This is a genomic window from Agrobacterium sp. Ap1, from assembly GCF_017313375.1.
Taxonomy (GTDB): Bacteria; Pseudomonadota; Alphaproteobacteria; order Rhizobiales; family Rhizobiaceae; genus Neorhizobium; species Neorhizobium cellulosilyticum.
Genome location: NZ_JAFLMY010000013.1, coordinates 57,590 through 79,734 on the forward strand (window position 1 = coordinate 57,590; position 22,145 = coordinate 79,734).

14 protein-coding genes are annotated in these 22,145 nt (G+C 60.7%); 8 read left to right on the forward strand and 6 right to left on the reverse strand.

Annotation, left to right across the window (positions count from 1 at the left end):
* Positions 1-11 precede the first annotated feature (11 nt).
* Complete coding sequence (locus JZX87_RS21705; RefSeq protein ID WP_206827961.1) at positions 12-5,465, forward strand: alpha-2-macroglobulin family protein; 5,454 nt, start codon at positions 12-14, stop codon at positions 5,463-5,465.
* 266 nt (positions 5,466-5,731) lie between these two features.
* Entirely contained in the window at positions 5,732-7,813 is a 2,082-nt protein-coding gene (gene pbpC / locus JZX87_RS21710; RefSeq protein WP_206827962.1) for a penicillin-binding protein 1C, read from the forward strand.
* Positions 7,814-7,868: 55 nt separating this feature from the next.
* Here pbpC and JZX87_RS21715 read toward each other — a convergent pair whose 3' ends face one another.
* The 5 genes from JZX87_RS21715 to JZX87_RS21735 all read right to left on the reverse strand — a co-directional run bounded on the left by JZX87_RS21715 (position 7,869) and on the right by JZX87_RS21735 (position 13,284).
* Positions 7,869-8,723 carry a dipeptide ABC transporter ATP-binding protein gene (locus JZX87_RS21715; RefSeq protein ID WP_206827964.1) on the reverse strand — a complete coding sequence of 285 codons (855 nt, stop codon included), beginning with the start codon at positions 8,721-8,723 and terminating at the stop codon, positions 7,869-7,871.
* Positions 8,720-9,583: an ABC transporter ATP-binding protein gene (locus JZX87_RS21720; protein WP_206827966.1), complete on the reverse strand. Its 864-nt coding sequence runs from the start codon at positions 9,581-9,583 to the stop codon at positions 8,720-8,722. The genes JZX87_RS21715 and JZX87_RS21720 overlap by 4 nt, the downstream gene beginning before the upstream one ends.
* A gap of 2 nt (positions 9,584-9,585) precedes the next feature.
* Positions 9,586-10,506 carry an ABC transporter permease subunit gene (locus tag JZX87_RS21725; RefSeq protein WP_206827968.1) on the reverse strand — a complete coding sequence of 307 codons (921 nt, stop codon included), beginning with the start codon at positions 10,504-10,506 and terminating at the stop codon, positions 9,586-9,588.
* 16 nt (positions 10,507-10,522) lie between these two features.
* A complete protein-coding gene (locus JZX87_RS21730; protein WP_148147732.1) occupies positions 10,523-11,527 on the reverse strand; it encodes an ABC transporter permease subunit in 1,005 nt (334 codons plus the stop codon).
* A gap of 158 nt (positions 11,528-11,685) precedes the next feature.
* The gene (locus tag JZX87_RS21735) at positions 11,686-13,284 is read right to left on the reverse strand and encodes an ABC transporter substrate-binding protein (protein ID WP_148147733.1); all 1,599 of its coding nucleotides are present in this window, start codon (positions 13,282-13,284) and stop codon (positions 11,686-11,688) included.
* A gap of 524 nt (positions 13,285-13,808) precedes the next feature.
* On the opposite strand from JZX87_RS21735, the gene JZX87_RS21740 reads away from it, so the two are divergent.
* From JZX87_RS21740 to JZX87_RS21765, 6 genes are all read left to right on the forward strand, one after another.
* A complete protein-coding gene (locus JZX87_RS21740; protein ID WP_206827970.1) occupies positions 13,809-15,242 on the forward strand; it encodes a M20 family metallopeptidase in 1,434 nt (477 codons plus the stop codon).
* A gap of 155 nt (positions 15,243-15,397) precedes the next feature.
* Entirely contained in the window at positions 15,398-16,753 is a 1,356-nt protein-coding gene (locus JZX87_RS21745) for an aspartate aminotransferase family protein (RefSeq protein WP_206827973.1), read from the forward strand.
* A 65-nt stretch (positions 16,754-16,818) separates the two neighbouring features.
* Entirely contained in the window at positions 16,819-18,279 is a 1,461-nt protein-coding gene (locus JZX87_RS21750) for a phospholipase D-like domain-containing protein (protein WP_206828036.1), read from the forward strand.
* Between the two features lie 52 nt (positions 18,280-18,331).
* Positions 18,332-19,144: an endonuclease/exonuclease/phosphatase family protein gene (locus tag JZX87_RS21755; RefSeq protein ID WP_206827974.1), complete on the forward strand. Its 813-nt coding sequence runs from the start codon at positions 18,332-18,334 to the stop codon at positions 19,142-19,144.
* A gap of 119 nt (positions 19,145-19,263) precedes the next feature.
* Positions 19,264-20,238 carry a threonine ammonia-lyase gene (locus tag JZX87_RS21760; RefSeq protein ID WP_206827976.1) on the forward strand — a complete coding sequence of 325 codons (975 nt, stop codon included), beginning with the start codon at positions 19,264-19,266 and terminating at the stop codon, positions 20,236-20,238.
* Positions 20,239-20,428: 190 nt separating this feature from the next.
* Complete coding sequence (locus tag JZX87_RS21765) at positions 20,429-20,566, forward strand: hypothetical protein (protein ID WP_206827978.1); 138 nt, start codon at positions 20,429-20,431, stop codon at positions 20,564-20,566.
* A 174-nt stretch (positions 20,567-20,740) separates the two neighbouring features.
* Here the strand turns inward: JZX87_RS21765 and JZX87_RS21770 are convergent, their stop codons facing one another.
* On the reverse strand, positions 20,741-21,910 hold the full coding sequence (locus JZX87_RS21770) for a M20 aminoacylase family protein (RefSeq protein WP_502711331.1): 1,170 nt from the start codon (positions 21,908-21,910) through the stop codon (positions 20,741-20,743).
* Positions 21,911-22,145 lie beyond the last annotated feature (235 nt).

The window sequence follows — 22,145 nt, forward strand, 5'->3', positions numbered from 1 at the left end:
GGGACTTGCAAATGTCTAGGCGCGCGATCTTCGGCTTTTCAGCTCTTGTGCTTTCATCTCTTGTTCTCGGCTCTCCGCTTGCTGCCCAGGAACGGCGGATAGAGACGACGGTTGACGGCGACTATCTTGGCTTCGACCTTCGGACCGTGAAGAATGTCAGCCAGGACCAGTGCGAGACCGCCTGCATCGGCGACAACCAGTGCCGTGCCTTCACGTACAATGTCAAAGCCAAGTGGTGCTTTCTCAAATCCGACCACGGCCAGCTCAATACTTTTGCCGGCGCCGTTGCGGGCAAGATCGTCGAAGTGGCTGTCCAGCCGGATATCGGTGCCCCGCCGCGGCTTTCCTTCCTGTCGGACGAGGTCTTGCAGCAGGCTCGCGAGCAGAAGGACGGGCTGACGCTCGGCGACAACCAGCAGGGTTACGGTGTTGAAAACCTGAAAACCGTGGCGCAGTCCGAGCTGCTTGCCGGCCGGGTCGATACGGCGATCTATAATTACAAGGGTGCCCTGTCTCTCTTTCCCGACGACGGCGATCTGTGGATCGCGCTGGCGCGTGCCGCGGGCATTGCCAAGAACAATGGTTCGGCCGACAGCGAAGGCACGCTTGCGGCGATCAACGGTTATCTGATGTCGCGCTCGACGCAGGCCCGTGCCGATGCGCTTGCAGTGCTCGGTGCGGCACTCGCCAAACAGCAGAATTATCGTCAGGCGCTCACTGCCTACAAACAGAGCCTTGCACTGGTCAGTGCCCGCACGGTTCAGGCCGCTTATAACGATCTACGTGAACGCCAAGGTTTTCGCGTGAGCGGCAACACCGTGGATGCCGACAGCGCCAATCCGCGCGCCTGCGTGCAGTTTTCCGAGCCTCTGGTGAAGGCTGGGGTCGATTATGCGCCCTTCGTGACGCTTGACGGGCAGGCGCCCAAGGCGATGGAGGCCAAGGACAATCAGATCTGCGTCGAGGGCCTGACCCATGGTCAGCGCTACAAGCTTTCTCTTCGTCGTGGCCTGCCGTCCTCGGTTGACGAGCCGCTGCCGGCGCAGGTGGATCTCGACCTCTACGTCAAGGACCGCTCGCCGATGGTGCGGTTTACCGGCGACAGCTTCGTGCTGCCGTCGACCGCGCGTCGCGGCATCCCGATCGTTTCGGTGAATACCGAGCGTGCCAACCTGAAACTCTATCGGATCGGTGATCGCAACATCGCGCCGCTGCTCACCAACTCGCAGTTTCTCACCCAGATGAGCGGCTATAGCGCCGACCGGATCGAGCAGGAAAACGGCGAACTGGTCTGGCAGGGCACGATCGATCTCGGTCAGGATCTCAACAAGGATGTGACGACCAGTTTCCCGGTTGACGAGGCGCTGCCGGAACGCAAGCCCGGCGTCTATGTGCTGACGGCTTCCGCCGCCAATGCCGTCAATCAGGAATGGGACAACAAGGCGACGCAGTGGTTCGTCGTTTCCGATATCGGTCTCACCACCTATGCCGGCACCGATGGCCTGCATGTGTTTGCCCGCGCGCTCGGATCCGCCAAGCCGATCGAAGGCGTCGACCTTCAGCTTCTGGCCAAGAACAACGAGGTGCTCGGCACGGCGAAGACCGATGCGGATGGCCGCGCCACCTTCACTGCGGGCCTGATGCGCGGCATGGCGGCCATGGTGCCGGCGGTGCTGGCGGCCCAGAGTGAAGGCAAGGATTACGTCTTCCTCGACATGACCCGCGCTGGTTTCGACTTGTCCGACCGTGGCGTCACCGGACGTCCAGCCCCCGGTGCGATCGACCTTCTCTCCTGGACCGAACGCGGCATCTATCGCCCCGGCGAAGTGGTGCATGCGAGCGCGCTCGCCCGCAATGTCGACGCAACGGCGATCGAAAATCTGCCGCTCACATTCGTTTTCATGCGCCCGGATGGCGTGGAGGACCGGCGGATGGTGAAAAACGGCGATATCGGCGGCTATACGCTCGATTTAGCCCTGCAGGATACATCTATGCGCGGCACCTGGACGATGCAGGTGTTTACCGACCCCAAGGGCTCGGCGATCGGTGAGAAGACATTTCTCGTCGACGATTTCGTGCCGGATCGCATCGAATTCGACATGGCGAGCGAGGCCAAGGAGATCGTTGTCGGCGAGCCGGCCAAGGTTTCCATCGACGGGCGTTATCTCTATGGCGCGCCTGCGGCCGGCCTCGGCCTCGAAGGCGAGATCGCGCTGAAGCCGACCCGCGAAAACGCGGCTTTCCCGGGCTACCAGTTCGGGCTTGCAGACGAGGAAGAGACCGAGACCGTCCGCATCCCACTCGATTCGCTGGAGGATACGGACGAGAACGGCAAGGCCACGTTCGATGCGGATGTGGCGGAACTGCCGTCGACGACAAAACTCATCAATGCCGATATCGTCGTGCGCATGCAGGAGACCGGAGGCCGGGCGATCGAGCGCAACCTGTCGCTGCCGGTGAAGGCTGACGGACCGCGGATCGGCATCAAGCCGGAATTTTCCGGCGATCTGCCGGAAGGTGCGGTCGGCAATTTCAATGTCATCCTGGTGAACGAGGCCGGCGCCAAGCAGGCGCTGAAAGGCTTGCCGTGGAAGCTCGTCAAGGTCGAGCGGGATTACCAATGGTATCGCGACGGCAATTCCTGGCGTTACGAGCCGATCACCCGCACGCGTCAGGTTTCCAACGGAACAGTCGACGTCACAACCGATGGCGGTCGTGTTTCCGTTCCGGTTGAATGGGGGCGTTATCGCCTTGAGGTCGAGACGGCCGATATCGGCGGCCCGGCCTCCAGCGTCGAATTCGATGCCGGCTGGTTCGTCACCGCCAGTTCGACTGAAACGCCGGATGCGCTGGAAGTCGCGCTCGACAAGCCGAGCTACAAGGTTGGCGATACCGCCAAGCTGAAAATCTCGTCGCGTTATGCCGGCGAGCTGATGGTGATGGCTGGTTCGGAAGAGCTGATCTCGGTTAAGACCGCGAGCATTGCGGAAAATGGCGGTGAGGTCGAAATTCCGGTGACTGCGGACTGGGGTGCTGGCTCCTATGTGACCGCAACCCTTTATCGTCCGGGCGAAGCACGTGATAACCGCATGCCGATGCGGGCGATCGGGATCACATGGCTGAAGGTCGATCCCGGGACCCGTGATCTGGCGATTGCCATCGACGCCCCGGAAAAGACGCTGCCGCGTCAGCCGGTGGATATTTCGCTGCAGGTGGCGGGAGCAGGTGCCATGGAAGACGCCTATGTCACGGTCGCGGTCGTCGATGTCGGCATTCTCAATCTCACCCGTTATGAGCCGCCAGCACCCGACGACTGGTATTTTGGCCAGCGTCGTCTGGGGTTGGAAATCCGCGATATCTATGGTCGCCTTATCGATGGGTCGCTTGGCGCGACGGGGCGTCTAAGGACCGGTGGCGATGGCGGCAGCATGGCGCTGCAGGCAAGCCCGCCGAAGGAAAAGCTGGTCGCCTTCTTCTCCGGCCCGGTGAAGCTGGATGGTGAAGGCAAGGCGAAAGTCTCCTTCGATATTCCGCAATTCAACGGCACGGCGCGGGTCATGGCCGTCGCATGGTCGAAATCTGGCGTCGGTCACGGCGTCAGGGATGTCATCATCCGCGATCCGATCGTCATCACCTCCAGCCTGCCGCGCTTTCTGGCGCCCGGAGACGACAGCAATCTGCGGCTCGATATCGCCAATACGGATGGTCCCGCCGGAACCTATGACCTGACAGTCGAAACCAGCAATGCGGTGGCTGTCGGCCAGAGCGCGGTGAAGCCGGTGGAGCTGACCGCTGGGGGTAAAGCCAGCGTTACGCTGCCGCTGGTCGGTATCGAGCCGGGTGATGCGACGGTGTCGATCAAGCTTGCCAATAACGCCGGTCTCTCCGTCGATCAGGTTCTCCACATCCCGGTCCGCCCGGCCGCGATGCCGGTGACGGAGCGGAGGCTGGTCGATCTTCGGCCTGGAGCGAGCGTCACCGTCGATGGCAATCTTCTCGCCGACAGCGTGCTGCAGGGGGCTTCGGTCAGCATCAATGTCAGCCGTTCCAACGCCTTCGATATTCCGGCGCTGCTGATGAGCCTCGACCGCTATCCCTACGGCTGCGCCGAGCAGACGACGAGCCGGGCTCTGCCGCTTCTCTACTTGAGCGAAATGGCGGTGCAGAACGGGCTTGCCGATGATGCCGAGGTGAAGAAGCGCATACAGGATGCGATCTATCGCGTGCTGTCCTTCCAGGCCTCCGCCGGCAGTTTCGGCCTCTGGGGGCCGGATGGCGCAGGCAACGATCTCTGGCTCGATGCCTATGTGAGCGATTTCCTCTCGCGTGCCCGTGAACAGGGTTATGACGTGCCGGAACAGCCGCTGGTGCAGGCGCTGGAAAACCTGCAGAACACGCTCGCCTATACGACGAACGTGCGCGACCAGGGCAACCAGATCGCTTATGCGCTCTATGTTCTCGCCCGTAACCGCAAGGCCGCGATCAGCGATCTGCGCTATTACGCCGATACGATGCTCAATGACTTCCCGACACCGCTTGCCAAGGCACATATCGCGGCCGCACTGTCGCTTTACGGCGATGGGCAGCGGTCGCGCAGCATCTTCAACGATGCGCTGCAGATGTCGGAAAATGCGCAGGTCCACAAGGTGAGCCTTGCCCGTTCCGACTATGGTTCGTCGTTGCGTGATGGGGCTGCGGTTCTGGCGCTCGCCGCCGAAAGCCGGCCGGTGCCGCCGATCGTGCCGGCGCTGGCGGATGTCGTTGCCAAGGAATGGGCGGTCAAGAAATACACCAGTACCCAGGAGCAGACCTGGATGCTGCTTGCCGCCCGCGCGCTGCAGAATGGTGATGACAGCCTGCGCCTCAACGTCAATGGCGCTGCCCATAGCGGCACGCTGATGTCGCAGATGGCGGGGGATGTTTTGCTCGATCATCCGCTGACCATCCGCAATGACAGCGGCGATGCCCTGTCTGCCGCGATCACCACGGTTGCCGCACCGGCCACGCCGCTGCCTGCCGGCGGCGACGGGTTCCAGATCTCGCGGACCTATTACACGATGGCAGGCGAGGAGGCGAATGTCAGCGAGGCGAAGCAGAACGAACGTTATGTTGTTGTCTTGAACGTCACCGAGACCAATGACTGGCCGTCGCGTATCGTCGTCACCGATCTTCTGCCGGCCGGTTTCGAGATCGACAATCCAAGTATCGTCAACAGCGCCAATCTTGCCAATTTCGACTGGATCGAGGAAGTGCAGGCGGCGCATACGGAATTCCGCAACGACCGTTTTGTGGCCGCCTTCGATCGTTCACAGGGTGACAATCGACAGATCACGCTGGCTTACGTCGTGCGTGCCGTGACGCCGGGTGTTTATGATCATCCGGCAGCCCAGGTGGACGACATGTACCGCCCGCAGTTCTCGGGCCGGACGGCGATGGGCAAGATGGAGGTTTTGGCGGCGCAGTGAGGTGATTGCTTGTCATCCTCTGCATTTTCGGTAGGCCTGCCCCTCACCCTAGCCCATTCCTGGGTAGAGCCACGGGTCTCTACCCGCCCTACGGGCCCCCGCAGGCGGGGAGAGGGGACGTGGCTCGCGCAACCTTGGAGGTGGACGGATAGGCTGCGGCACAGGTCCTTTGCCCCGTTTACGGGGAGAAGGTGGCGGCAGCCTGAGGGGCGGACGTTGCCGAAGGTTCGGCGCATGATCGGAAAACGGACAACAGAAGAACCCGCATGAAGCGCAGGTGGAAATTCTCGGTCGGTTTCGGCGCCTGCCTCTTGTTGGTGGGAGCGGCGACCCTCGGCCTTGACTGGGCCGATCGCGCCTATCCGCCGCCACTTGAGAATGCCACGGTCACCTCGCGCGAAGTGCTGGATGCCGATGGCGAGTTGCTGCGTGCGTTCGCCACCCCGCAAGGGCGCTGGCGGTTGAAGACGGATGTCGAGGATGTCGATCCACGTTTTCTCGCCATGCTGATCGGTTATGAGGATCGGCAGTTTTACCAGCATGGCGGCATTGATGCGCTTGCGATTGGCCGCGCGGCCTTCCAGCTTTTCACCAATGGCCGGATCGTCTCCGGTGCCTCGACGCTTTCCATGCAGGTGGCGCGGCTGATCGAGCCGCGCGAGACCCGATCGCTTTCGGCAAAGCTCCTGCAGCTTGCCCGCGCCATCCAGATCGAGCGCCGCCTCGACAAGAAGGCGATCCTCGAACTCTATCTCACCCACGCGCCCTATGGCGGCAATCTGGAAGGGGTCAGAGCTGCGAGCCTCGCGTATTTCGGCAAGGAGCCGAAACGGTTGACCGTTGCGGAGGCAGCCCTTCTCGTCGCCCTGCCGCAATCGCCGGAGATGCGTCGGCCGGATCGCCATCCGCAGGCGGCTCATGCCGCGCGCGAACGGGTGCTGACCCGTCCCGCGGTGGCCGAGGTGACGGGTGAGGGCGAAGCGGAGCGGGCGTCGCTTGATGCGGTGCCGCGGCAAAGGCTGCAATTGCCGGCCTATGCCGCGCATCTTGCCGAAGCCGCTATCCGCAAGCAGCCCAAGGCCGAAGAATATCGCACGACGCTGAAACGTGGCATCCAGAGACAACTTGAGGAGGTGGCGCGAGAGGCTTCCGCAAAGTTCGCCCCAAAAGTCTCGCTCGCCATGGTGATGGCGGATGCGACGAGCGGCGAGATCGTCGGAGAAGTGGGATCTGCGGATTATTTCGATGCGGGGCGTTCCGGCTGGATCGACATGACGCGCGTGCTCAGGTCGCCGGGCTCGACGCTGAAGCCGTTCATCTACGGGCTTGCTTTCGAGCAGGGGCTGGTTTCCCAGGAAACCATGATCGAGGACCGGCCGGCGGATTTCTTCGGCTACCGGCCGAAGAATTTCGACATGACCTATCAGGGCGATGTGACGGTCAGGCAGGCGCTGCAATTGTCGCTCAATGTGCCGGCGGTGAGATTGCTCGATGCGGTCGGACCGTCGCGTCTGATGATCCGTTTTCGCCGTGCCGATGTCAGGCCCGTCCTGCCGCCAAGCGAAGCGCCGGGGCTGGCGATCGGACTTGGCGGTGTCGGCATCACGCTCAAGGATCTGGTGCAGTCCTATGCGGCGCTTGCCAATGGCGGGCAGCCGGTGCGGGTCGGCAATGGCATCGACGAAAAACCGGCCGTGCTCGACAGCGAGATCCTCTTGGAGCGGCAGGCGATCTGGAATGTCACGGATATCCTCTCCGACGTCCTGCCGCCGACCGGCAGCCGGAAACTCGGCATCGCCTACAAGACGGGTACCAGCTACGGTTATCGGGATGCCTGGTCGGTCGGTTATGACGGGCGTTATGTGCTTGGCGTCTGGGTCGGGCGGCCGGATAATGGCGCAGTGCCGGGCATTGCCGGTTACCAGACGGCGGCGCCGATCCTGTTCGAGGCGTTTTCGCGCTCCGGCGTGCCGTTCACGCCGCATCCTTCTGCACCGCCGGGTGCGGTGCGGCTGGCGCAATCGGATTTGGCCGTTGCGCAGCGGCGCTTTGCCGTCACCGCAAGCGGGTTGATCCGCTCTTCGTCCCGCGAGACTGCGCCGCAGATCGTCTATCCGCCGGAAGGGGCGAAGGTCGATCTCGGAGCGTCATCGGGCGAACTCTCGCCGCTGGTGCTGAAACTGCAGGGCGGTCGTCCGCCGTTCCGCTGGCTCGCCAACGGCAAGCCACTGGATGCTCTCTCCCGCCGACGCACCAATGAATGGCAGCCTGAAGGCGCGGGGTTTTCGACGCTGACGGTGATCGATGCAGCGGGAAAGGCTGCGACGGTGAGGGTGTTCGTCGAATAAAAAAGACCGGAGAGATTTCTCTCTCCGGTCCCATATCTGTCGCGAGCAGTGAGTATTAAGCCGCCGAAGCAGCCTTCTTCGCCGCTATACGGGCGCGGATGGAGTCCACGTCGGCCTTCGGCGTCGCCTTGAACAGGGTCTGCGTGTATTCGTGCTTCGGATTTGAAAACACCTCGTCGCGCGTGCCGTATTCGACCGCCTCGCCAAAATACATCACCATCACCTCATCTGCGATGTAGCGAACGACCGAGAGATCGTGGCTGATGAACACGTAGGTGAGGTTGAACTCGTCCTGCAGGTCGGCGAGCAGGTTCAGCACCTGAGCCTGAACCGAAAGGTCGAGTGCGGAAACCGGTTCGTCGAGCACCAGCAGTTTCGGGTTCATCATCAGCGCGCGGGCAATGGCGATACGCTGGCGCTGACCGCCGGAGAACATGTGCGGGTAGCGATTATAGTGTTCCGGGCCGAGGCCGACCTTGATCAGCATTTCGGTGGCGCGGTTGCGGCGCTCGGCAGCAGACAGGTCGGTGTTGATAGCCAGCGGCTCACCCAGAACGTCGCCGATCTTCTGGCGCGGGTTGAGTGAACCGTAGGGGTTCTGGAAGATGATCTGCACCTTCTGGCGCATTTCCGACGTCAGATGGCCCGGGCGGGTGTCCATTTTCTTGCCGTCGATGATCAGCTCACCGGATGTCGGCTCGTCGATGAAGGTGATCATGCGGGCGAGCGTGGACTTCCCGCAACCGGATTCACCGACGATCGCCAGCGTCTTGCCGCGTTCCAGGCTGAAGGAAACGCCCTTCACCGCATGAAGCGTCTTCTTCGGCTTCATGAAGCCGCCTGGCAGTTCGTAGTCGCGCTTGATGTCGCGGACTTCGAGCATGGTGTCGGTGGTCTTTACGTCGCTCATGCCGATGCTCCTGCGGAAGGTGCCGGTTCCGGGTTGCCGTCGAAGAAGGCGGAAACCGTGGTCAGGCGGTCACCGGTGGCGTTTTCGGGCAGGGCTGCCAGAAGCGCCTTGGTGTAATTGCTCTTCGGGTTTTCGAACAGCGAAAGCACGTCGGCTTCCTCCATCTTGCGACCCTTGTACTGCACGACGACGCGGTCGGCGGTTTCTGCCACTACGCCCATGTCATGGGTGATCATGATCAGGCCCATGCCGGTGCGTGCCTGCAGGTCCATGATCAGGTCGAGGATCTGCTTCTGGATCGTCACGTCGAGCGCCGTGGTCGGCTCGTCGGCGATCAGGAGCTTGGGATTGCAGGCGATTGCGATCGCGATCATCACGCGCTGGCACTGGCCTCCCGACATCTGATGCGGGAAGGCATGCATGCGCTCTTCCGGGTTCGGCAGGCCAACCTGCTTGAACAGTTCGATGGCGCGCGCTCGGCGCTCCTTCTTTCCTAGGCCGAGATGGATGCGCAGGACTTCCTCGATCTGGAAGCCGACCGTGAAGCAGGGGTTGAGGCTGGCGATCGGCTCCTGGAAGATCATGGCGATATCCTTGCCGATCAGCTTGCGGCGCTCGGCGCCGCTGAGTGCCTGGATATCCTTGCCTTCGAAAAGCATGCGGTCGGCGGTGATCTTTGCCGTCCAGGGCAGAAGACCCATGACGGCCAGCATGGAGACCGACTTGCCGGAGCCGGATTCGCCGACGATGGCGAGCACTTCGGCCTTGTCGACCGAGATCGAGACGCCGTCCACGGCGCGGAACCAGCCGCTGGCGGTTTCGAATTCGACGGTGAGATTGTCGATTTGCAGAAGCGACATGATCAGGACCTCTTCAGCTTCGGATCAAGCGCATCGCGCAGGCCGTCGCCCATCAGGTTGATGGCAAGAACGGTGATGAGGATTGCGAGACCCGGGAAGGTGACGACCCACCAGGCGCGCAGAATGAATTCGCGGGCTTCGGCCAGCATCGTGCCCCATTCCGGTGTCGGCGGCTGAGCGCCCATGCCGAGGAAGCCGAGAGCGGCCGCATCGAGAATGGCGTTGGAGAAGGACAGGGTTGCCTGGACGATCAGCGGTGCGGTGCAGTTCGGCAGGATGGTGCGGAACATCAGGCGCAGCGGGCTTGCGCCGGCGATACGGGCGGCGGTGACATAGTCGCGGGTCTTTTCGGCCATCACGGCGGCGCGGGTGAGGCGCACGAAATGCGGCTGAAGCGTCACGGCAATCGCGATCATGGCGCTGTTCAGGCCCGGACCGAGAATGGTGACGAGCACCAGCGCCAGAAGCAGCGAGGGAACGGCGAGGATCATGTCCATCAGGCGCATGATGATCGTGTCCAGCCAGCCGCGGTAATAACCGGCCAGAAGACCGACGATGATGCCGGAAATCAGAGACAGCTTGGTGACGACCAGACCGACGAACAGCGAATACTGCGCGCCGTAGATCAGGCGCGAGAGGATATCACGACCGACCGGATCGGTGCCGAGAATATAGTTGGCGGTGCCGCCTTCAGCCCATACCGGCGGCTTCAAGACCGCATCGCGATACTGTTCGAACGGTGAATGGGGGGCAATCACCGGTGCGAGGATCGCGACCAGAACCAGAGCCAGGAAAACGAACAGGCCGATCACGGCGCCGCGGTTTTCCGAGAAGTAGAACCAGAACTCCTTGAGCATCTGGCGTCGCATCTGGGCCGAGGAGACGGGCTCCGCAGCCTTTGGTGTAAGAGTGGCGTCAGCCATGGGATTTTGCTCCTTCTTAGTGGCGGATACGCGGGTTGACGAGACCATAGAGCAGGTCGACGATCAGGTTGACCGTCATGATGATCGCGGCGATCAGCAGCAGTCCACCCTGGATGACGGCGTAGTCACGGCGGAAGACGCTATCGAGGATCCATTTGCCGATGCCCGGCCAGGAGAAGATCGTCTCGGTCAGGATCGCGCCGGCCAACATGACGCCGACCTGCAGGCCGACCGTCGTGATAACCGGGATCATGGCGTTGCGCAGCGCATGGATGCCGACGACGCGGAATGGCGACAGGCCTTTGGCGCGGGCGGTGCGCACATAGTCTTCGGACAGAACTTCCAGCATGGCCGAGCGCGTTTGGCGGGCGATGACGGCGAGCGGAATGGTGGCGAGCACGATCGACGGCAGAACGAGGTGGCTGAGTGCCGAGGCAAAAGCCCCCTTCTGGCCGGAAATCAGGCTGTCGATTAGCATGAAGCCGGTGACCTGCGGGAAATAGAACATCAGCGAGATGCGACCCGATACCGGGAACCACTGCAGGGTGCCCGAAAACAGGATGATCAGCAGCAGACCCCACCAGAAGATCGGCATGGAATAACCGACCAGTGCGATGCCCATAAGGCCCTGATCGAAGATCGAGCCTCGCTTGATTGCGGCAATGACACCGGCGGGAATGCCGAGCGCGATCGCTATGATGATGGCACAGAAAGACAGTTCGACCGTTGCCGGGAACAGTGTCAGGAACTGATCAAGAACCGGCTTCTTCGAGACGATCGAGGTGCCGAAGTCGCCGGTGAGTACGCCACCGAGATAATCGAAATACTGCACGATCATCGGCCGGTCCATGCCGAGCTGCGCACTGATCTGCGCGTGACGCTCCGGAGACATGACGCGCTCACCCGAAAGGAGCGCAACCGGATCACCTGGCAAAAGCCGGATGAAGGAGAAGGCGATGATGGAGACCCCGATGAAAGTCGGGATCAGGACGGCGAGGCGCCGCAGAAGGAAGCCAAACATTTTAAGCCTTTGCGGAAAGGGGGCTGGACCGACCTGGGCTTTTGTCAAGCCATGGATCAAACCATATCGGCGTCACCGCCATATTTTTAGGCGTCTCATAAGAAAATGCCGCGGGAAACGCAACGCGTCCCGCGGCAAAAAGTTGTGATAGGCCAGTTTTACTCGGCGATATCGACTGCTTCAAAAGTGAAGTCGCCGAGCGGGCTCTGGGTAAAGCCGGTCACACCCTTGCGCATCGGAACGACGGCGAGCGAGTGATCGATGGTTGCCCAGGGAGCGTCCTTTTTGAAGACGGCCTGTGCCTGCTCATAAAGCTTGGTGCGCTCAGCCTGGTCGGAGGTGACCTTGGCCTTCTTCACGAGAGCGTCGAATTCCTGGTTGCACCACTGTGCGCGGTTGTTGCCGCCAACTGCATCGCAGCCGAGCAGGGTGTCGAGGAAGTTGTCCGGGTCGCCGTTGTCGCCGGTCCAGCCGAGGATTGCGGCACCGTCACGGTCTTTTGCCTTCGAACGCGACAGGTATTCAGCCCATTCGTAGGAAACGATCTCGACCTTGACGCCGATCTTGGCGAAGTCGTCCTGCATGATTTCAGCAGCGCGACGTGCGTTGAGCATGTATGGACGCGAAACCGGCATTGCCCAGATCTTCATCGAGAGATCCTTGACGCCAGCGTCTGCCAGCATCTTCTTGGCAGCGTCGAGGTCGTAGGTGTCGTCCTTGGTCTCGTTGTTGTAAGACCACATTGTCGGCGGGATCGGGTTGGTTGCAGGCGTTGCCATGCCCTGGAAGACGGCGTCAACGATGGCCTTCTTGTTGATCGCCTTGTTCAGAGCGATACGAACTTCCGGCTTGTCGAACGGAGCCTGGGTCGTGTTGTAGGCGAGGTAGGCGATGTTGAGGCCTTCCTGCTCCAGAACTTCCAGGTTCGGGTCGGACTTCATCGATTCAACGTCGGCGGCATTCGGGAACGGCATCAGGTGGCATTCGCCGGCCTTCAGCTTCTGGTAACGAACGGCAGCGTCGCTGGTGATCGCGAAGACGAGATCGTCGATCTTCGGAGCGGTGCCCCAGTAGTCGGCGTTCTTCTTGTAGCGGATGATGGCGTCCTGCTGGTAGGCGACGAAGGTGAACGGACCGGTACCGACCGGGTTCTGGTTCAACTGCTCCTTCTTGCCGTCCTTCTCGAGGCTGTCGGCATATTCCTTCGACAGGATCGAAGCGAACGGCATGGCAAGGTTGGCCAGGAACGGTGCTTCCGGACGGTTCAGCGTGACCTTGACCGTCAGGTCGTCGACTTTTTCGATCGACTTGATCAGCTTCGGGAAGCCCATGCCGTCGGCATATTCCCAGGTGCCGCCGGAAATGTACTTGTTCCAGGCGTTCTTTTCGTCAATCTGGCGACCGATCGAGAAGATGACGTCGTCTGCGTTCAATTCGCGGGTCGGGGTGAAGAAGTCCGTGGTCTGGAACTTGACGCCCTTGCGCAGCTTGAAGGTGTAGACGGTGCCGTCAGCGGAAATTTCCCAGCTCTCTGCGAGACCGGCTTCCGGCTGCGTCGTGCCCGGCTTGAATTCGAGCAGGCGGTTGAAGATCGGATGAGCCGAGGCGTCGAAGGTCGTGCCGGCGGTATAGAGGCCCGGATCGAAGCCTTCTGGCGAACCTTCGGAGCAATAAACGAAGGTCTTCGCGCTGGCGGCGCCGGCAAAGAATGTTGCGGACAGAAGCGCTGCCGCTGCGAGAGTAAGTACACGTTTCATTGATAGTCTCCCTACCTGTGCCGGCTTTGCCAGCACGGTTGATTTCCCTGATTTACGATGCGTTTTGCCGCATCTTTTGACCAAGTCCTGTGTTGTTCACCTCCTGACCGGCAAGCCCAACTCTATGCCGGTCGAAATATATTTCCCCATCTCGGATGAAACTGCAGGATCATGCGGGTCGTCCTACATATCGGCTGCCTCAAGGAATAGATTTTCAATCGAGGCGACAAATGCAGAACGTCATGCTTGGTCTTTGCTCATTCACTCCATATTTGTTTTGCGGTGAAGCAATGCTCGCTCAGCGTGTCTGCTTCCCGTGGCGCGCGAGAATAGCGATTATCACTCGGTTGTCGAGACGGTAAGATTCGGGATTTGATCACAACTGCGGTGACGCTGCCTAATCGATGCGCATAGCCTTAATTCTTTGCATTATGCGTTGCGCTTGGCCCGGAAAGGGATAGGTATGCGGTTATTGCATTCCATACCCAAAACTCATCTTAGCTAGAAATCAAGGCGGCTGTTTCATGACCGATGGCAACTCGAACCTCCCTCTCGTCTGGGATCTCGTGGATCGTAAAACGGAGGTGTTCGCGGAACTGGCCAACCAAGTCTGGGAGACGCCCGAGACCTGCTACATGGAGACGGAGTCTGCTGCTGCCCATCGCGAGATGCTGGAGGCGCAGGGTTTTCGGATTACCGATGCGGTTGCCAATATCCCGACCGCTGTGATGGGCGAGGCCGGTAGCGGTGGTCCGGTTATTGCATTTCTCGGCGAATATGACGCGCTGGCGGGCCTCAGCCAGAAAGCGGGTGCAACCGAGCATGATCCGATGATCGCAGGCGCGAACGGCCATGGCTGCGGCCACAACCTGCTTGGTTCGGCGTCTCTTCTGGCGGCGACGGCACTCAAGGACTGGCTTGAAAAGACGGGCACGCCGGGCCGGGTTCGCTATTACGGCTGCCCCGCAGAAGAAGGTGGTGCCGCCAAGGCCTTCATGGTGCGTGACGGCGCCTTTTCCGATGTCGATATCGCCATCAGTTGGCATCCGAGCAACTTTGCCGGGGTGCAGCGTGAGACGTCGCTTGCCAATTGCCGCATCGATTTCACCTTTACCGGCCGTGCCGCCCATGCCGCCGCCGTGCCGGAACTGGGTCGTAGCGCGCTCGATGCCGTCGAACTGATGAGCGTCGGTGTCAATTATATGCGCGAGCACATGCCGTCCGAATGCCGTATTCATTATGCGGTGCTGGACACTGGCGGCATTTCTCCGAACGTCGTTCAGGCGCATGCCAAGGTTCGTTATGTCGTGCGCGCGCCGGATCTCGCCGGTCTCTTCGCGCTTATCGAGAGGGTAAAGAAGGTGGCCGAGGGCGCGGCGCTGATGACCGAGACGAAGATGGAATCCGTCACGCTTGCCGGCGTTTCCAACCTCGTGGTGAACACGCCGCTGATGGATACGATGCAGGATATCTGGGAGAGCATGGGGCCGCCGGCCTTCGATGCTGCGGATATCGAATTTGCGGAAAAGATCCGCGCCACACTGACACCCGAGGATGTTGCGGCCAGCTGGGCGCAGGAGCGCCTCGAACAGCGGGATATCCCGCTTGCCGACTTCGTTCTGCCGCCTCACAACGAAGTTCGCCAGATGGGCGGATCGACTGATGTGGGCGATGTCAGTTGGGTCGTGCCGACTGTTCAGGCCTATGGTGCGACGCTCGCTATCGGCACGCAGCTTCATACCTGGCAGGTGGTTGCGCAGGGCAAGAGCGCGCTCGCCCACAAGGGTATGGCTTCGGTCGCGAAAGTGATGGCGGCCACGGGTCTTGCGGCGATGACCAGCGAGCAGCTGCGCGAAGCCGCATGGGCCGATCTCAAGCGCCGGCACAAGGGGCAGGATTACAAGAGCCCGATCCCCGCTCAGGCAGAGCCGCCGATCGCGGCCATGTCTGTGCGCTAGTATGTCGGTGCGGTGATCGGACCTATGAAAATTGCTCATGAGCCCGTCAATTATTTTAAACGGCGGGCTCGGCTAAATCGCGTTTGAGGGCTGGAAATCCGCGGGATTCCTCTTATGAATTTCCTATTCGCGTTCGTGCGAGAGGAGAACAGTCCGTGACGATCCAGCCCAATTCCATCGAGGCCCGCGACAAGGCCTATCATCTGCATTCGTACACGAACGCACGGGCGCTGGAGCGCGATGGCGCGCTGGTGATCGAGCGCGGCGAAGGCGTCCATGTCTACGACAATGCCGGCAAGCAGTATATCGAAGGCATGGCTGGGCTTTGGAGCGTCGGCGTCGGTTTCGGCGAAAGCCGTCTGGTCGAGGCCGCGGCCAAGCAGATGGCAAAGCTGCCCTATTACCACACGTTCACGGCGCGCACGCACAGCCCTTCGGTCGAGCTTGCCGAAAAGCTCATCGAGATCGCGCCGGTGCCGATGTCGAAGGCCTATTTCACCAATTCGGGTTCGGAAGCAAATGATACGGCGATGAAGATCGTCTGGTACCGGTCGAACGCGCTCGGCAAGCCGGACAAGAAGAAGATCATTTCCCGCACCAAGGGCTATCACGGCGTCACCATCGCGTCTGCCAGCCTGACCGGCCTGCCGAACAACCATCGTTCCTTCGACCTGCCGATCGCGCGCGTGCTTCACACGAGCTGCCCGCACTACCGTGCCTTCAAGACTGAGGGCGAGACCGAGGCACAGTTCGTCGAGCGCTGCGCCAAGGATCTGGAAGACCTGATCCTCAAGGAAGGCCCCGATACGGTCGCCGCCTTTATCGGCGAGCCGGTGATGGGGGCGGGCGGCGTCATCGTGCCGCCGACCGGTTACTGGCAAGCGATCCAGAAGGTTCTGAAGAAATACGATGTCCTGTTCATCGCCGACGAAGTGATCTGCGGTTTCGGTCGCACGGGCGAGATGTTCGGCACGACGACATATGCGCTGCAGCCCGACATGATGACGCTTTCGAAGCAGATCTCGTCTTCCTATCAGCCGATCTCGGCGCTTCTGATCAATGAAAGCGTCTACCAGCCGCTGGCGGATGAATCGGCAAAGATCGGCACGTTCGGTCATGGGGTTACCGCCGCCGGCCATCCGGTTGCCGCGGCCGTGGCGCTGGAAAATATCAGGATCATCGAGGAGCGTGATCTTGTCGGCAATGTCAGGTCGCTCAGCCCGAAATTCCTGGCGCGGCTGAAGTCGATCGCTGATCATCCGCTGGTCATCGAACACCGCGGCGTCGGCCTGATCGGCGCCTTCGAGCTTGCACCGCGCGAAGGCTTCACCGCCGGACAGCTCGGGCCGAAGCTGTTCGGATATCTGATGGAGGAGGGCGTCATCAGCCGCGCGATCGGCGATTCGATTGCGTTTTGCCCGCCGATGATCATTACCGACGAGCAGGTCGATGACATGTTCGATAAGGTCGAGCGCGGGCTTGAAAAATTCGCCAAGGAGCTGACGGCTTAAACCGCTGATTTCTCCAATTGTCTAGCCGCATTGCCTAGTATCATGGCGTCCCTATATTGGACGCCATGATCTCGCTTATCGACGCCTATTGGCCGCACATCCTGTTCATTGTCTCGGTGGTGGCCGGCGCGTCTGCGGCCGTTCACGCGACAATGACGAAGGAAGAGGTCCGCTCAGCTGTCGGCTGGGTCGGCGTCATTCTGCTGTCGCCCATCGTCGGCGCGGCGTTTTATCTGATCGCCGGCGTCAATCGTATCCGCCGCAACGTCATCGGTGACCGGCGCTCGCTGCTGCAGGGAGCGGAGCGTTTCGATTTCGCCTCCTATGATGCGACCGATGATCAGGTGATCGAGGACTTTGGCCACCGGTTTCGGGGGATGAAGACGCTTGGCGACCGCGTCACCCGGCACCACCTGACGACCGGCAATACGATTTCCGCCTTCGACAATGGTGATGCAGCCTATGGCGCAATGCTCGAAGAGATCGCGCTCGCGAGCCGTTCCATTCTGCTCGAAACCTATATTTTCGACCGGGACCGGATCGGCGCGCGGTTTATCGAGGCGCTGAGTGCGGCGGCGCGGCGTGGTGTCGAGGTCCGGGTGCTGATTGATGCCGTCGGTGCACGTTATTCCGTGCCGAGCGTGCTCGGCATGCTGCGTGAGGGCGGCGTCACCGTCGATGTATTCAACGGCAATGTCATTACCGGCCTACGGCTGCCCTATGCGAACCTGCGGACCCACCGCAAGATCATGGCCATCGACGGCGAAATAGCCTTTACCGGCGGCATGAATATCCGCGAGGGATTTTCATGCGAATTTAGCGGCGATAAATGTGCCGCCGACACGCATTTCCGCGTGACCGGACCGGTTGTGGCCGATCTTTTGGCGATCTCGGCTGCCGACTGGGAGTTTTCCACCGACGAAAAGCTGGAGGGTGAAGCTTGGAAGGTTCCGACACCTGGCATGCGGCCCGGTTCGCCGACCATAATGCGAGCCGTCTCCTCCGGTCCGGATCGCAGTGTCGAGACGAACCAGAAGATGCTGATGGGCGCTTTTTCCATCTCCCGGTCCTCGATCAAGATCGTCTCACCTTATTTCCTGCCCGACCGGGAGCTGATCACTGCGCTGATCACGGCGGCGCGGCGCGGCGTAGTGGTCGATATCGTCGTACCGAGCGCCAACAACCTGAAACTAGTCGATCTCGCCATGACGGCTCAGTTCGACCAGATGCTGAAAAACTATTGCCGCATCTGGCGGGCGGCAGGACCGTTCAACCACTCCAAGCTGATGGCTATCGACGGCTGCTGGGCCTATGTCGGTTCTTCGAATATCGACCCCCGCTCGCTGAGGCTGAATTTCGAGGTCGATCTTGAAGTTTTCGATCGTGGATTTGCGCAAGCGCTGGAACGAAGGGTCGACCTGGCTATTTCCTCTGCGGAAGAGGTGACGCTGCATGGTCTTCGTTCACGACCATTTGCAAAACGCCTGCTTGAACGGGTGCTCTGGTTGGGTTCACCCTATCTGTGATCTGTACCGGTCGGCGCGGCCCGCGTCGGTCATGCTTTGAAGAATGACGGTGATGCACGAGAAACGTACAACCTTGCCGGCCAGCATCATTGCGTCGATCCGCGCCCGAAAGGCGCGCGGGATTGGCATCCATTCACAGCATGATCCGTCAACCGGCCTGCTTGTCGCATCCTACAATGTGCACAAATGCGTCGGGGTCGATGGCAAATTCGATCCTGGCCGGATCGCCCAGGTGATCCGCGAAATCGGTGCCGATATCATCGCGCTGCAGGAGGCGGATACACGCTTCGGTGAGCGCCGCGGGCTTCTCGATCTCGCCTGGATGGAGCGGGAAACGGGGCTTTACCCGGTGCCGGTATCTGGCGTCGCGCGCGCGCATGGCTGGCATGGCAATGTCGTCTTCTTCCGCGAGGGGGTGGTGCGTGACGTGCATCAGGTAAAGCTGCCGGGGCTGGAGCCGCGCGGCGCTCTGATGGCGGAACTGGACCTGGCGGGCGGAAAGACATTCAGGGTGATCGCCGCGCATCTTGGCCTGCTCAATCGGTCCCGCCAGCAGCAGGCGCGGATGATCCTCGATATCCTGCGCGCACGCGAAGAATATCCGACCGTGCTAATGGGGGACCTCAACGAATGGCGGCTGGGCGATCGTTCCTCGCTCAATACGCTGGCGACGGTTTTCGGCCTGCCATCGGCGGTGCCAAGTTTCCCGTCACGACTGCCGGTGCTGGCGCTCGACCGCATCATGGCCAACCGGCCGGGGCTTATCGACCGTGTCGAAACGCATGATACGCCGCTTTCGCGCCGGGCATCGGACCATCTGCCGATCAAGGCGGTGGTGAAGATCGGCGCGAGCGTTGCCGACTGAATTTCGTGTTGAATTGACTGGGTGACAATCTTCCCGATTGTCGTCGCTTTACCTTGAGCCGGGCCGATAATAGGCTTTTGTCGTTCACGCGCCGCCGCCTTTCCCGAGCAAGGATTTCCATGACCGATATTGCCATGATCGAAGCCGCCCGAGCCCGTCTCGACGGCCATATCCGCCGCACGCCTCTGCTTTCCTCTCCCTTTCTCGACGAGATCGCCGGCCGGCGGATTTTCGTCAAACCCGAATGCTTGCAGCATACGGGATCGTTCAAGTTCCGCGGTGCATGGTCGGCGATTTCGGGGCTTTCGCCGGAGGTTCGTGCGAAAGGCGTGATCGCGTTTTCTTCCGGCAATCACGCGCAGGGCGTGGCGCTTGCGGCAAAGCTGCACGGCATCCCGGCCGTCATCATCATGCCGTCCGATGCACCGCGCATCAAGATCGAGAACACCCGAGCCTATGGCGCCGAAGTCGTGCTTTTCGATCGCGCGACGGAGGATCGCGATGCGATCGGTGCGCGGCTTTCGGCCGAGCGCAACCTGACGCTGGTCAAGCCGTTCGATGAACCGTTGGTGATCGCCGGTCAGGGGACGGCGGGTCTCGAAATCGCCGAACAGGCAGAGGAACTGGGTATCGAAAAGGCCGACGTTCTCGTCCCGACAGGTGGCGGCGGCTTCATTTCAGGTGTCTCCCTGGCGCTTGCCGCCAAGGCGCCGGGATTTACCGTCCACCCCTGCGAGCCGGAAGGGTTCGACGATGTCACGCGTTCGCTGGCATCCGGCATGATCCAGAAGAATGCCACGCAATCGGGTTCGCTCTGCGATGCGATCATCACGCCGCAGCCGGGCAACATCACCTTTCCGATCATGTCAAAACTCTGCGGCCCAGGGCTTGTCGTCACCGAAGCCGAGGCCTTGAAGGCCATGGCGCTTGCCTTCAGCCGGTTGAAGATCGTGGTCGAACCGGGTGGAGCGGTGGCACTTGCGGCGGCGCTTTTCCATGGCGAAACGCTCGGTGACACCGTGATTGCGGTCTGCTCTGGCGGCAATGTCGATGGCGATATTTTCCGCATGGCGCTGGAGCGGAACCCGGATTGAGGCGACAAAAGGGCAGGCGCCGGAACCGGAGGCATAATAAACCGTTAACGCCACAATACAGGCATTAACGGAAAAGGATTTTCCAATCCGTTCTATTTGCTTGGAACTTTATCTCTACCAAGTTGATAGGGATAAGGTAGCATCAGTCATCACCCGGAGAATGGTGGCTCTGTAAAGCTGGAGGAAGATCATGCGGCATTCGACTGTTCAGACACGATCGCTTTCCCATCGCCACTCGCTGTTCGGCAGCTGGCAATCCGCCACGCATCTGGCAATCGCCGTGGCGGCTTTCGCCTTTGTCGGCGCGGTGACGCTCGGTATTTTCTAAGTCTCTCAAGGCTGAGGCGGTTTACTCAGCCTTGATTTACGTCGTCCTCGGGCTTGTCTCGAGGATTTGACAGTTTCCAAAAAAATCGGCTCAGCAGATGCTCGGGACAAGCCCGAGCATGACGGTTTAGTGTGGTGCTATCTCGACAGCATTGCCGTCTGCTGCGTGTTGATCCTACTTGGCCGGCAGATATGTCTCGGCCAGTTCGACCCAGAGATTGACGCCGATAGGCAGCGCGTCGTCGTTGAAGTTGAAGCGCGGATGATGCAGCGAAGGGTCGTTGTCGGTCTTGGCCGTGCCGAGGAAGAAGTAGCTGCCGGGGCGTTCCGCCAGCATATAGGCGAAATCCTCTGCCCCCATCATCGGGCGCTCGATCTCGGCGACATTCTCGGCGCCAACCACCTTCTTCGCCAGATCGCGGACGAAATCCGTCTCCGCCGTGTGATTGATGGTCGCTTCATAGCCGCGTTCGTAATCGATCGTTACCGACATGCCGTAACTTGACGCCTGTCCCTCGACGATGCCGCGGATGCGCTCTTCCAGCATGTCGCGAACCTTCGGATCGAAGGAGCGAATAGTGATTGCCATCGTCGCACGCTCGGGGATCACGTTGCTGGCAATGCCGGCATTAAAGGCTCCGACAGTGACGACCGCCTGATCGAGCGGGTGGAGATTGCGCGACACCACCGTCTGCAGCGCCATGATGATGCTGGCACCGGCAACGATCGGGTCAGACGCCGTTTGCGGTTCGGCGCCGTGACCGCCTCGACCATTGACGGTGATGCGGGCTTCATCGACTGCAGCCATCAGCGGGCCGTCCTTGACGAAGACCTTGCCGAAGGGCATGGCCGGATCGTTGTGCATGCCGAAAACTGCATCGCAGCGGAATTTCTCAAACAGGCCTTCGTCGATCATGATCTTGGCGCCGCCGAAATTTTCTTCGGCGGGCTGGAAAATCAGATGGATCGTACCATCGAAATTCTTTCGTTCGGCCAGGATCTTTGCGGCGCCCAGCAACATGGCGGTGTGTCCGTCATGGCCACAGGCATGCATTACGCCGTGGTTCTTGCTGGCATATTCGAGGCCGGTCTCTTCGGTGATCGGCAGGGCGTCGATATCGGCGCGAATACCGACGGAACGCTCGCCGTTGCCGTTTTTAAGCGTTGCGACGATACCGGTCTTTGCCAGTCCGCGTGTTACCTGGTAGCCATATTCCTCAAGCTTTTCAGCAATAAAGTCCGAGGTCTTGATTTCGGAAAGGCCGATTTCCGGATTTTCATGCAGATGCCGGCGGATCGCGATCACGTCGGTCATGTCGTTTGAAAATCGGAGCGTCATCATCATGCCTTTCTGGCTTTCGCGAAGAGAAGGCGCGGGTATAGCCCATTGGCCGCCATGCGCCAATCGAGCGCCTCAAGCTTTGCGATTTTCTTCCTGAATCAATCGTTTGAATTCGTTCAGCCTTTATTCAGGCTGCCAAGGTTAATGGAGTAAACTGTGTCAATCCGAGCTGTGGCTGGCGATAATTGGTGTCTTTGATTTGCAATATTCAAGCTGGCCTCTATCTCCCTTCGCGCGG